Consider the following 12,776-nt stretch of genomic DNA (forward strand, 5'->3'; position numbering starts at 1 on the left):
AGGTTTGGTGTATGACCAGCCTGACAGCAAAAAATCTATCCATCGGTTATGAAGAGAGACTGATCGTAGAAGGTTTGAATGTATCCTTTTCTAAAGGCATGATTACTTCCATCATTGGACCGAATGGATGCGGAAAATCTACAATTCTAAAAACGATGGCACGGCTGCATAAAGCAAAATCTGGTGCTGTGTATTTGGATGGCAGAGAAATACACGAAACACCTACAAAAGAAATCGCGAAAAAACTGGCAGTCCTGCCTCAGTCACCAGAAGCCCCGGCCGGCCTGACAGTATATGAGCTGGTTTCCTATGGGCGTACTCCTCATCAGTCGGGCTTTTCCCGCCTTTCTCCTCATGACCGGAAAATGATCGACTGGTCGCTGGACGTAACCGGGCTTTCAGATCTTAAGGATCGAGAAGTCGATGAGTTATCCGGAGGCCAGCGGCAGCGGGCCTGGATTGCGATGGCTATCGCACAGGAAACAGAAATCCTCATGCTGGACGAGCCCACTACCTATTTGGATCTTGCCCATCAGCTGGAAGTGCTGCAGCTGCTGGGCAAAATCAACCAGGATGAAGGAAGGACCATCATCATGGTAATACATGACCTGAATCAGGCGGCCAGGTTCTCCCATGAAATCTTAGCCCTCAAAAACGGCAGGATCATCAGCCAGGGGACTCCTTTCGACGTCATGAAGGAAGACATCATCAAGGGAGTATTCGGCATCGACACACACATTATTGCCGATCCCCGCACAGGAAAGCCGGCAATGATTTCTTACGATTTAATTAAATAAGGAGGCGGCAGAGCATGCACCAGCAAAGAATTTGGCAGGAGCTCGAACAGTTTAATATTAAACAAAATATGGGCAGTACGCTGCCGAAGCTTGAAAATCTGTCCGCCATCCTAAAGATTGCTTCAGACCGGACCAAGGCGGATACTCCTCACAGTATGGCATCAGTCTTCATTCGAAATGCCGCCTTCATTTTTGTGGCCCAGCTTTATGCTTTGAGTAAATTCCGTGCAGTTTGGACAGGGAAAAGCACCTCTATATCGATGGCTGACCATGAGGCATACGGCCGATGGATGCCGCAATGGTCTTTTCCAGATGGGGAGTGGGCAGAGGTGAAGGATGAAGAGGATGTCCACTCAGCGTTAAAATCCATTATCCTTCAGGATGGATACAGCCTCATTCATCAGACTGCGGAAGCCACTAAATCATCCCGTCTTGTACTTTGGGAAAATGTCTGGGGCTATGCCTTATGGATGTATACACAGCTGTTCCAGGAGGATGAAGAAATCAATAGCCGTGCCAGGGGTGATCTGGATATCCTTTTGGATGATTCATTCTGGGCGGGGCGGGAAAGAACTTCCCCTTTTAAGAAATTCCTTAAAGGATTGACTCCTGAAGGAAGCATGAGCGACTATGCCAGAGTTACCTGCTGTCTCTACTACCTGATACCAGGAAATGATAAATGCCCATACTGTCCCATGATGTCCCGGGACAAGTGCCTGGTGGATTAAGATGCCGTTTTAGCGGCATTTTCTGCTGTATTCATTTCCTCATAAAAGTCATCTGTTTCCCGCGAAGAATTTCAGAAGCATCCTATAAGGGCTTTTTACGCTTCTGAAAAGATAAAGAAACCCTGCAAAACATAGCAAGGCTGCCTGCTGAAAACAGGCAGCCTTTCATCCACAATATTTAATTATTAGAAGCTTCCACCGCCGAATTGACCACCAGCTTGACCTGATAATTGAGATTGAGCTGTAGCAACTAGACGTTTTGTGATTTCCCCACCAACAGATCCGTTTGCACGGGATACTGTTTCAGCTCCAAGCTGAACGCCAAATTCTGATGCGATTTCTTGCTTCATTTGGTCGATTGCCTGCTGAGCGCCAGGGACTAACTTTTGTCGGTTTGAACCACTGCGTGCCATGATATCCACCTCCTTTACTAATAATCTGCTCTTATTTTGACAGAACATGCATGACAGCATTTCTGCAATTATTGGTTTAAGTGGGAAATACTACTTGTTCTTTGAAAGGGGGAACTAAGGGGCTTTTAGGATTTAAGGGACTAAAGTCAGATGTTAGAACGGATATAGTATTTACCTCCTTTCACAAATTATTCCCTTATAAAGATTACAAAAAAAACTCCTTCCGAAAGGATTTCGGAAAGGAGTTCGAAATGGTTAAAGCTTTTTCATAAAGTTTAGAACCTCTAAATCAAGTCTGCCTTTTGGCTGTTCCCTGCCTTCAAAGTTTTCCGTATGAAGGAAGGAGGTCAAAGCCTTGTGAAGGTCTTGGCCGGAAGCATAGTACCCGAGCCTCCGAAGTTCTTCAGAAAGCTCAGCTTCGGTTCCGCCTGAAATATCCACTATATGTTCAGGCTTGGATGGAGCAAAATACAGCTGATGAAGATGGTAAATCCGAATCAGCTCGGTAATGGGGCCATTGTGGTCTTCTACCCTTAAATCGACAAAGCGGTCATTAAAGCCTCCGTATCCGCCATTCTCTTTTACGACCAGCAGGGCGGCAGACTGCTGTCCCCTGCTGTCCCCGCCGGCAAGCTGTCCTTCATTTAATGCATGGAGAAGCCGCTCGGCAAGGGGACCTGTGGATGATGTAAAAGAATCTGCCATAGCCTGGACCGTTTTTTCATCCACTAAGATATTGCCCTGTGCAGCGAAGTTGGGACCTGTTATGCCTCCTGCCCAGCTGTAGCATTCACTTCCGGTAAAGGAAGCGGGGTTTCCATTGAAGTCTACAATGCCAACCTGCCTCATTTCCTTATCTTTATCATGAGCCAATAACTCGGCCAAAGCTTCTTCTGCGGATTTGCCATTTTCCATTAATTGAAGTGCCAGAGGGCCATAGGCCGTATTGGCGTAGGATTGTGTGGCGACGGCCCCTACACCTGCTTTAGCCCATGGAACCACGGCCCCTACACCCAGAAATTTAGATTGGACCGCAATGCCCCATTCTTTTTCAATCGGATCATATCCTACAATGGAATAAGTCATTCTCTTTTCCTCCCTAAAAGCTAAAAAACAGCTGAAATATATGATTGTATTCATTATAAACTGTTTGAACCTTTAGAAAAATAAAAACGAGTGAGACTCAGATTAAAATAATTTGTACTGGCATTTCGGAAGACTCATAATAGAAATGGGTTTCAATGGACGATTCAAATGGTATTTAGATAGGCTTGAGGGAATCTTAGTAATGGATACCACTGGTTACATATAGGGGGCTTGCGCATTGGAAAGAAACCAAAGCATACAAAATCGAAAAGCTGAGCATATCCGGATAAGTCTGGAAGAGGATGTTTCCGGAAGGAACACGACGACAGGTTTTGAAGCCTATCAGTTCATACATCAAGCGCTGCCGGAAATGGATTTTAATGAAATGGATATGAGCACCACATTTCTAGGCAGGACTCTAAAGGCTCCTTTTCTTATCAGCTCAATGACCGGCGGAACAGAGGAAGCCTTTAAAATCAATAAAAACCTCGCGCATGCTGCCGAGGAGCGGGGATGGGCAATGGGGCTTGGCTCAACAAGGGCTGCCCTGGAAAGTGATTCTATCGCTCATACCTTTCAAATTAGGAAATACGCTCCCAGCATCCCGATAATTGCCAATTTAGGGGCTGTCCAGCTTAATTATGGGTATGGGCTGGAGGAGTGCCGGCGGATTATAGATCTGACAGAAGCAGACGCTCTTGTTCTGCACCTGAACACCCTTCAGGAAGTGTTTCAGACAGGTGGGAACACAAATTTTAAAGGCCTGGCCTTAAAAATAGAAGCAATCTGCAGCGGACTTGATGTTCCAGTAGGAATCAAGGAAGTGGGCTGGGGCATCCATGGAGAGCTCACACAGCAATTAGAGGGAATGGGTGCATCGTTCATAGATGTGGCAGGGAGCGGGGGAACGTCATGGAGCCAGGTAGAAAAGCTTAGGGCCTCCGATCCTCTTTTGAAAAGTGCTGCCGAAGCTTTTGCGGATTGGGGGATTCCAACTGCGGAATGCATCCAAGAGGCGAGGCAGAATGGATATAAGGGAACTCTTATTTCAAGCGGGGGAATGACTTCAGGGGTTGATACAGCCAAAGCTATTGCATTAGGTGCTGATTTGGCTGGATTTGGAAGATCTCTATTGCAGGATGCGGTCTCTTCAGCAGGGAACCTGATTCAAACCTTCTCCCGTATGGAGCTCGAGCTCCGAATCGCCATGTTTGGAATTGGGGCGCGAACCTTAACCGACTTAAGGAATACCCCTCATTTAAGAAAGCGGCAGTAAACAGGAAGGAAAGCTCTATGCCAATAGGGCTTTTTTCTTTTCTTTACGTCTGCAAGTCCTGACTTCTATGTTTCTTCATTCTTCATCTTCTCCATCAAAATATCACAATATATAACCCCAAAATTTGACGAAATCATCTATTTCTCGGGAAATGATTATGCCTTTTGTAAAGGAAATGTTAATTTAGGCGGTATTTTATGAACATCTCCATATATTTTTTGGAGACAAGAGTGAATAAAGGCCTGTATTAGAAAGGTTTTTTTCAGTAAGAATCATTTTAAACGCAAATGGGCCTGAATTTACAAAATGTTAAAGTTCCCTTCATACCAGAACAACATTCCTTTTTTATAATTTAGTTGTACTCGAGGGAAGAGTACAGAACCTTGAATTCAACTTATGTATAAAATAGGGGGAAAGCAAAAAATGAAGGTAACAGGATTTAAAGTAACGTTGGCTGCATTATTGATGGCAGGAGCTCTTGCGGGATGCGGAAATGCAAAGGAAGATTCTGCGGGCAGCAAAAATAAGAAAAACGGTTCTGACGCTAAAACAGAAGACATTTCTGGAACTCTGACTGCAGCTGGATCTACAGCACTGCAGCCGCTGGCTGAAGAAGCAGCAAACGAAATTACAGGTAAATATCCGAACCTTTCAGTGACAGTACAGGGCGGCGGCAGCGGCACAGGTGTTAATCAGGTCGCTTCTAATGCAATACAGATTGGAATGTCAGATGTCCCTTCAGCTGATAAGCTTGAAGACAAAACAAAAGCAGACAAGCTTGTCGATACGAAAGTTGCTGGGATTGCTTTCTCACTTGTAGTAAATAAAGATGTTAAAGTAGATTCTCTTACACTAGAACAGATTCAGGGAATCTTCTCCGGTAAATATAAAAACTGGAAGGAAGTAGGCGGAAATGATGAGAAAATCAATGTAATCAACCGTCCAGCTTCTTCTGGTACAAGAGCAACGTTTGAAAAGACTATCATGAAAGACGCGAAAATCGATGACAGCATCGGTACAGCACAAGATTCAAGCGGTGCCGTTGAGAAATCTGTAAACTCCACTCCGGGTGCAGTCAGTTACCTTGCAATGTCTTACTTTGTAGGAGATAAAAAGGACAGCCTTAAAACACTAAAAATTGATGGTGTAGAAGCTAAGTCTGAGAATGTATCAGGTGGAAAATATCCGTTCTGGTCTTATGAATATATGATTACTGACGGAGAGCCTAAGAAAGCAGCTAAAGGATTTATCGATTATGTTTCTGGTGATGATTTCTCAGATAAAGTGACTGAAATGGGATATATCCCAATGAGTAAGTTAAAGTAAGATTTTTGAAAACTGAAGCAAGGCTGGCCTGGATGAGCCAGCCTTGTTCGCTGTGATAATCAAAAAATGGCGAGGGGTGCAAGTGATGAAGGAAAAAGGGTCGATCAATTATTTTAAAAATGAATACCTGGGAAGAACGCTTGTTACGCTTTGTGGCCTGCTGATTGTAGCCACTACACTAGCGATTATTATCTTTATCTGTCAAAAAGGGATTCAGTCTTTTACAGACAGCAAGATCTCGATTGCTGATATGCTGAGCTCCGTTCATTGGAGCCCAGGCAATAAATCATATGGTGCACTAGTATTCATAGCGGGTTCAACCGCTGTTTCCCTGGGAGCGGTAATTATAGCAGCTCCGATTGGCATTGCGATTGCTATCTTCAACAATCATATTGCTCCAAGGTTTGGCTCCAAATTCCTTAAGCCTGTTCTGGAGCTGCTGGTAGGGATTCCATCTGTTGTTTACGGATTTCTTGGAGTGACCATATTAGTTCCATTGCTGCGTGATAATTTTGGCGGTGTTGGATTCAGCTTAATCGCAGGTATTATTGTTCTTAGCATCATGATTCTTCCGACGATCGCCAGTATAGCAGACGATGCGATCCGAGGTGTGTCGCCTTCCTATTTGGAAGCATCCCTTGGTCTTGGTTCAACCAGATGGCAGGCGGTAAGCAGGATTGTGGTACCGGCCGCGAAAAAGGGGATCTTGACCGGAGTGGTGTTAGGATTGGCAAGGGCGTTTGGTGAAGCTCTCGCGGTACAGATGGTCATAGGGAATACGGTCAAACTTCCGGACAGCCTGTACAGCCCTACATCAACGCTGACTGGCATCCTTTCCATGGATATGTCAAACACCATCAATGGAACAGCCTGGAATAATGTACTATGGACATTGGCCATGATTCTTCTTCTAATTTCCTTCTTGTTTATTTTACTCATCAGACTGATCGGCAAAAAGGGGGCGCATGAAGCATGAAAAATTCAGCTAGAACGGTAAATACCATCTGGACAGGCATATTTTATGCAATTGCTGCCGCTGTTATAGCACTGCTGGTCTTTTTAGTATTTGAAATCATTAAAAGAGGCTGGGGCTTCTGGGATCCTGACTTTCTTTTCGGTCTTCCAAGCAATACAATGGCCGGAGGGGGGATCGGCCCTCAGCTGTTTAACTCTTTCTATTTACTTGTTTTATCTCTTGTCATATCTGTCCCGCTTGGACTTGGGGCAGGCATTTATCTTGCGGAGTATGCCAAACAGGGAAAATTCCTGAACTTTGTCAGGCTGTGCATTGAAACGATGGCCTCTCTTCCTTCCATTGTCGTCGGGCTTTTCGGTTTACTGATTTTCGTTACTCTTTCCCACTGGGGATACACTTTGTTCGGCGGGGCGCTCGTCCTGACCATCCTTAATCTGCCGGGTCTGACAAGGGTCTGTGAATCAGCCATTGCTTCTGTCCCTCAAAATATTAAAGAAGCGAGCTATGGACTGGGCTCTACCAAATGGCAGACGTTAATGAAAGTTTCCCTGCCAACGGCTATGCAGGAAATTATTACGGGTGTCATCCTCTCGGCAGGACGGGTGTTTGGTGAAGCAGCAGCCTTGATATATACAGCAGGTTTAACGACACCGACGCTGAACTCGGCAGCAGATCTTACAAGCCCGATTAATCCTTTCAATATTTTCAGGCCGGCGGAAACTCTCGCTGTCCACATCTGGAAGCTTAATTCGGAAGGTATTGTCCCTGACGCAGCAGAAATCGCCACTAAATCCGCGGCAGTCCTGATTGTGATGGTGCTTGTATTTAACATTTTGGCAAGGATATCAGCGAAAATCCTCGATAATTATTACAGCGGATCTAAGCGGAAAAAGAAAGTAAGCAATAGCGCTGGCAGAAGGGAAGCAGCTTAAATAAAAACCGCCTGGCCAATTGGCCAGGCGGTTTTTTAATCTATATTAAAGAGTATCATCCCTGTCGTCTAAGTTTGAATTTCGTCTAGTATTTAGGGAATCGTCTCCGTTTATCTTTGGGTTGCCGGAAGTATTCAGATTAGCTTCCTCCTTACGTACAGTCTCGGTTACATGCTTGGAATCCTCCACTGTACGCTTGCCGATGACAACTTCATCGGTAACGACAGGCCTTTTGCTGACTTCAATCTGTTCCTCGACAATAGGAACTCTAATGGTTTCATTATCGTTAAACTCTCCATCAGCATCAGTGATTTCGTTGTCTACAGAACGGCGTTCCACATAGACCTCTTCACGTTTAACAGGGACTTCCACGGTTTTCTGTTCCTCTGTGACTTCCTTGTTGACTTCCACTTCACCTGTCTGTACTTCATTTTTATTAATATCCAGCTGCTCTTCGCGAAGCTTCAACTTTTGCTCCTCATCTGTCTCAGTGTCAATTCGGCCGGTGGATGCAGTCTCATAATTTGCGTTTGTATCGCGCCCATAATCCACCTGGGATTCAGCAGTCGGTCCTCCTGTTAATGTTGAATCATAGTCTGAACCGGCAGAGCGCCTAGTCGCAGTTGAGTCCTTATCGGCAGTGCGATTAGTAACAGAAGTGGCATCATAATCTGTATCAGCAGAACGGTTCGTATCTGTATCATAATCTGCAACTGCTCCTGTACCAGCAAAAGCTCCTGTAGCAGTACCTGTCAATGTATCGTTATAGCCTGGGGCAGCTGTTCCAAAATTGGCATCTGTCTGATAAGTTCCGTCAGACAGTGACGAATTTGTGTCTCCATCGACTGTTACAAGATACTTTCCGTCATCTAAATGGGAAGTATACGCATCGCGTTCTGCCGGTGTTAAATCCAATCCAGCGAGGCGGCTGTTTGTATCTGTCATATCATCCATCGTAAAGAAATGCTTCATTTTATCCCAGAAGGATTCATCATCATTCCCTGCTGCGGTTCCTGAGTGAACATCACGGTCAACAGTAGCTCCGGTGCGATCCTCTAATAACGAATTATCTCTTCGGTTGGTAAGTACAGAAATCTGGTCGGTATCATATCCCTGTGAAGTTAAGTCCCTGATTGCCTGAATAGCTTCTTCTTGTGAATCAAATACACCTACAACTCTTTTTGCCATGATATGTTCCTCCTTTAAAGATTCTAAATTTTATTGGCTACAGCCTTTGTTTACCCGGGGTATGTGGAGTTAAACGGATTTTATTTTTTGAAACAATAAATATATAAAATTGTCAAGAACTTTTTATGTTTACTTTGCTGAATGATTGCTCCTAGTTTGGTTTTTGGAGACCGAGTAATTTATAAAGCTGCGGCGCAATTTTTAGGTTAGACATGGATGGAACTTCCCTTCCTTCCGGGAAGTCCTTTCCTTTGGCAAAAAAGACCGGGCGGAGGTTTTCCCGGCTGGGATCTCCGCCATGGGTCCCTAATTCAATTGCGGGTTTGGTTTCTTGGTCGATATCGCTTCCCATGATATATCCTTCGGCTCCAATCAAAACGATATCTCCCGCATTTTTATGGCCGAAATCCTTATTCCGGGGACTGTTGCGTATGATCTTCTCATAGGGATGCACGCTTCCGCCCCGGAGTAACTGCCAGGTGTTATCCGCATGCTCCGCAATCAAATCAAAGGATGCCTGTCCGTCCCTTAAGCCGCCGGCAAGCTCGTCCCACTCATTCTTAAATATTGCTTTGTTCCGGACCTGCTCCGCTTCCGCCTGTTTAAAGGCCTTGATAATCTCACTTCGAGTCTTTTCATAGCGGCTCTGGGGTACGATGCCGTTTTTTTCTCTTGATTGTAAATTGATATAGATGTGCGCAACTGAAGAACTTGGGACAGCATAAGCCTTGCTTTTCCTAAAATCAATTTTTCCATTGTGCCCCATTGCCAAGAGGCCCTTGTCTTTTAAAATTTTATTAGGCTCGAGTGTAGTATGAGCTGGCTCCATTCCATGATCGGAAACCACCAGCAGATTGTCATTTTTGTTAAGATGCTTCATTGTACGGCCGATCACCTGATCTGCCAGCTTATAGGACCATTCAATATAACCGGCATACTCCTTGGCTTTTGCCTTAGAATATCCAGGCTGCCTTGGATCGGTCAGTGTAAATTGATGCTCCTCATGGTCGATTTGAGGCTCATAAAACATCAGAAGGTCGGGCTTATAGGTGTCTTTAATAAAAAGGGAAACATCGGCCACCCATTTCACAAAGCGGGAACTGATATCCTCATACTCTTTTCTCGTTATCCAGCCCTTTTCGAGAGCGGGAGTATCGTCCTGGGGAGGAAAAAAGCCAAATCTGCTTTTTATTTCATTTGCAAATCCTGAAGGGCCGTCATAGATTCCTTCAGTTACGGCTGTCCTGTAAATAGGGACCCTTCCCGACAGGCTGCTGTCCGTACTGCGGATTTTAAACCAGAACCCAGCAGTCCCGCTATGGTCCACATTCAGCTTAAGTGAGCCCCATTTTTGTCCTTTTACAAAAGAATCCTCTGAATCCACTTTTTTATCTTCCGAAACAATGAAGTCCTCGTAATTTTGTTTTCCATCATCTGCAGAATCGAAGGCAAGGATATGGAGTTCACGGCTGCTTTTTCCCTTCATTTTTATCTTCACCAACGCCTCCTTTAGCGGACTAAAGGTTTTAGGAGCATTCCTCCAATTCTTTGCTCTCGTAAAAAGAAGTGTATCCAGGGAGCTTTGTGACCAGGCATTCCCATAAAAAACGGAATAATCCCCCTGTTTTCCATTCCGGGGATTAGCGCCGGGGAATATAACAGTAGCGGTTGTTCTGCCCTGTTTTCTTGCCTCCTTCCAGACAGGCGGGGTGTCAAGGGGAGCCTGAAAGGAGTCGTCAACATTCCGGAGAGGCTTCTCCCTATTATGGAATTGATTGCTTACAATCCCCGTTTTAGACGGCCTTTCCCCGGTCGCAATCGCCGCATGAGAGGGAGCAGTGAGTGAGGGAGTAATGGTTTTTGGTTTTTCAGCCGTTTCACCCTGTTCGATCAAGTTTTTGATATGAGGGAGTTTTCCCTGTTTTACGTAATGGCGGGTTAAGTCATTCCTCATCCCATCAAAAGAAATTAAGATCGTCTGGCCTTTCTGCTCCTGCGGCGGCTCTGCAGCAGAGACGGTATCCATAAAACCGGATATGGCAAGCAGGAAAATCAGACTGAGTAAAGCTTTGTACATGTATGTATCCTCCAATCAAAGGTGTAAATTTTGTATACCTCAAATCGTCATGATGAAACTGGATATTAATTTCGAAGAGAGTTTGACAAAATATGCCTGTAATCATTATAATGTCTAGAAATAGCTGAAACGGTGATAAGGATTAGTAAGGTGGTCCGGCCAATATCAGAGAGGGGGCTGTATGCTGAAAGGCTCCCATTGCGCTGTCATCTGAACCTGCCTTTGAGTTCTATATCGAAGAAGATATCAGCGGGTTCCATCCGTTATCATGGAAAAAGTGTAAAGCCGATGCTTTAAATTAGGGTGGTACCGCCAAATTCTTGGTCCCTTGATTTCAGCAGGGCTTTTTTTATTCTATTTTTACAGCAGCTATAAAGAAAACCAATCAGCATACTGCGGGAAACAACAGGAGAATAAATAAAATTGAGAATACGAGGTGTCAAGATGGCCAAGGAATTTGTAAGAGATATTACGGCAATGGATGATGATTTTGCGCAATGGTATACCGATGTAGTGACAAAGGCAGATTTGATTGATTATTCCAGTGTCAGAGGCTGTATGATCATCCGCCCTTATGGCTATGAGCTCTGGGAAAATATCAAGAAGGAATTGGATGTCCGTTTTAAAGAGACTGGACATGAGAATGTGTATATGCCGCTGTTTATCCCAGAAAGTCTTCTGCAGCGCGAGAAGGATCACATTGAAGGATTTGCTCCTGAAGTAGCCTGGGTCACTCATGGCGGGGAGGAGGAGCTGGCCGAGAGGCTATGTGTCCGTCCGACTTCCGAGGTGCTTTTTGCAGAGCATTATAAAAACATTATCCATTCATACAGGGACCTGCCAAAGCTGTATAATCAGTGGGCCAATGTTGTCCGCTGGGAAAAGACTACGCGCCCGTTTTTACGTACGCTGGAATTCCTGTGGCAGGAGGGCCATACCTGTCATGAAACAGATGAAGATGCGCTTGAGGAAACAGTCAGAATGCTGAATGTCTATGCAGAGGTATGTGAAAAGGTGCTTGCGATTCCAGTGGTAAAAGGGCAGAAGACAGAGAAGGAGAAGTTTGCCGGTGCCAAGCTGACATACACCATCGAAAGCCTGATGCATGATGGGAAGGCCCTTCAATCCGGAACCTCCCACCACCTGGGGGATGGATTTGCGAAGGCATTTGGCATTCAATACACGGATAAAAACGGAAAGCTGCAGCATGTCCATCAGACTTCCTGGGGCTTTACTACCCGGATCATCGGGGCCATGATCATGGTGCATGGGGATGACAGAGGTCTTGTGATTCCTCCAAATGCAGCTCCAATCCAGCTGATGATCGTCCCAATTGCCCAGCATAAAGAGGGTGTACTGGATTTTGCCTATAATCTGAAAGCCCAGCTTTCTAAAACCGTCCGTGCCGAGATCGATGCCAGCGATAAAAAGCCAGGCTGGAAGTTTAACGAATATGAGATGAAAGGTGTGCCTCTTCGCCTGGAAGTGGGACCAAAGGATATCGAAAATAACCAAGTGGTCCTGGCAAGGCGGGATACTGGAGAGAAACAGATTGTTTCACTGGATGAAGTAGAAGCGAAGGTCGCTGAAACACTTTCAGACATACAAGATACTCTCTACAACAGGGCGTTGGAACACCGTGAGGAAAATACTGCTTCTGTCATAACGTTTGATGAATTTAAACAAACGATTGAAGAAAAAGGCGGTTTTATTAAAGCCATGTGGTGCGGGGACAGGGAATGCGAGGATAAAATTAAAGAAGAAACAACCGCTACCTCCAGATGCATTCCTTTCGAGCAGGAAACGATTTCATCCAAGTGTATCTGCTGCGGGAAAGAGGCAGACAAGATGGTATATTGGGCGAAAGCCTATTAATGACGAGGGACTGTCCAAAAAGTCAGGTTAGCCGGCTTTCTGGACAGTCCTTTTTTCAAAAGTCTAGTCATTAAATGAAGTAACCAAAAAGTAAAATAAGGG

At 45.0% G+C, this 12,776-nt stretch carries 11 protein-coding genes and 1 other annotated feature; of the genes, 7 read left to right on the forward strand and 4 right to left on the reverse strand.

Going from position 1 to position 12,776, the window contains the following annotated elements; genetic code table 11:
* The first annotated feature begins 11 nt into the window (after nucleotides 1–11).
* Entirely contained in the window at nucleotides 12–797 is a 786-nt protein-coding gene (locus tag H539_RS0107030; RefSeq protein ID WP_026692944.1) for an ABC transporter ATP-binding protein, read from the forward strand.
* Between the two features lie 14 nt (nucleotides 798–811).
* Complete coding sequence (locus tag H539_RS0107035; protein WP_035322093.1) at nucleotides 812–1,525, forward strand: (2Fe-2S)-binding protein; 714 nt, start codon at nucleotides 812–814, stop codon at nucleotides 1,523–1,525.
* A 185-nt stretch (nucleotides 1,526–1,710) separates the two neighbouring features.
* On the opposite strand, the gene H539_RS0107040 is transcribed toward H539_RS0107035, so the two are convergent.
* Both H539_RS0107040 and H539_RS0107050 read right to left on the reverse strand, forming a co-directional pair.
* Nucleotides 1,711–1,938: an alpha/beta-type small acid-soluble spore protein gene (locus H539_RS0107040; protein WP_026692946.1), complete on the reverse strand. Its 228-nt coding sequence runs from the start codon at nucleotides 1,936–1,938 to the stop codon at nucleotides 1,711–1,713.
* Nucleotides 1,939–2,193: 255 nt separating this feature from the next.
* Entirely contained in the window at nucleotides 2,194–3,024 is an 831-nt protein-coding gene (locus H539_RS0107050; protein WP_026692947.1) for a DUF1028 domain-containing protein, read from the reverse strand.
* A 238-nt stretch (nucleotides 3,025–3,262) separates the two neighbouring features.
* Between H539_RS0107050 and fni the strand changes: the two genes are divergently transcribed.
* The 4 genes from fni to pstA all read left to right on the forward strand — a co-directional run bounded on the left by fni (nucleotide 3,263) and on the right by pstA (nucleotide 7,534).
* On the forward strand, nucleotides 3,263–4,300 hold the full coding sequence (fni, locus tag H539_RS0107055; protein ID WP_026692948.1) for a type 2 isopentenyl-diphosphate Delta-isomerase: 1,038 nt from the start codon (nucleotides 3,263–3,265) through the stop codon (nucleotides 4,298–4,300).
* Nucleotides 4,301–4,723: 423 nt separating this feature from the next.
* Entirely contained in the window at nucleotides 4,724–5,626 is a 903-nt protein-coding gene (locus tag H539_RS0107060; protein WP_035322096.1) for a phosphate ABC transporter substrate-binding protein PstS family protein, read from the forward strand.
* Nucleotides 5,627–5,711: 85 nt separating this feature from the next.
* Nucleotides 5,712–6,602, forward strand: a complete 891-nt coding sequence (pstC, locus tag H539_RS0107065) for a phosphate ABC transporter permease subunit PstC (RefSeq protein WP_026692950.1) — start codon at nucleotides 5,712–5,714, stop codon at nucleotides 6,600–6,602.
* Nucleotides 6,599–7,534, forward strand: coding sequence for a phosphate ABC transporter permease PstA (gene pstA / locus H539_RS0107070; protein ID WP_026692951.1), 936 nt, complete (start codon nucleotides 6,599–6,601; stop codon nucleotides 7,532–7,534). Before pstC ends, pstA begins: the two co-directional genes overlap by 4 nt.
* 45 nt (nucleotides 7,535–7,579) lie before the next feature.
* On the opposite strand, the gene H539_RS30060 is transcribed toward pstA, so the two are convergent.
* Complete coding sequence (locus H539_RS30060) at nucleotides 7,580–8,722, reverse strand: YsnF/AvaK domain-containing protein (RefSeq protein WP_051348481.1); 1,143 nt, start codon at nucleotides 8,720–8,722, stop codon at nucleotides 7,580–7,582.
* A 151-nt stretch (nucleotides 8,723–8,873) separates the two neighbouring features.
* Nucleotides 8,874–10,799, reverse strand: a complete 1,926-nt coding sequence (locus H539_RS28000) for an alkaline phosphatase family protein (RefSeq protein ID WP_051348482.1) — start codon at nucleotides 10,797–10,799, stop codon at nucleotides 8,874–8,876.
* 123 nt (nucleotides 10,800–10,922) lie between these two features.
* Nucleotides 10,923–11,131 (forward strand) — a binding site (T-box leader).
* A gap of 112 nt (nucleotides 11,132–11,243) precedes the next feature.
* Here H539_RS28000 and proS point away from each other — a divergent pair.
* Nucleotides 11,244–12,674: a proline--tRNA ligase gene (gene proS / locus H539_RS0107085; protein WP_026692952.1), complete on the forward strand. Its 1,431-nt coding sequence runs from the start codon at nucleotides 11,244–11,246 to the stop codon at nucleotides 12,672–12,674.
* Nucleotides 12,675–12,776: the final 102 nt, after the last annotated feature.

It is taken from the genome of Peribacillus kribbensis DSM 17871, assembly GCF_000430765.1.
Lineage (GTDB): Bacteria > Bacillota > Bacilli > Bacillales > DSM-1321 > Paraperibacillus > Paraperibacillus kribbensis.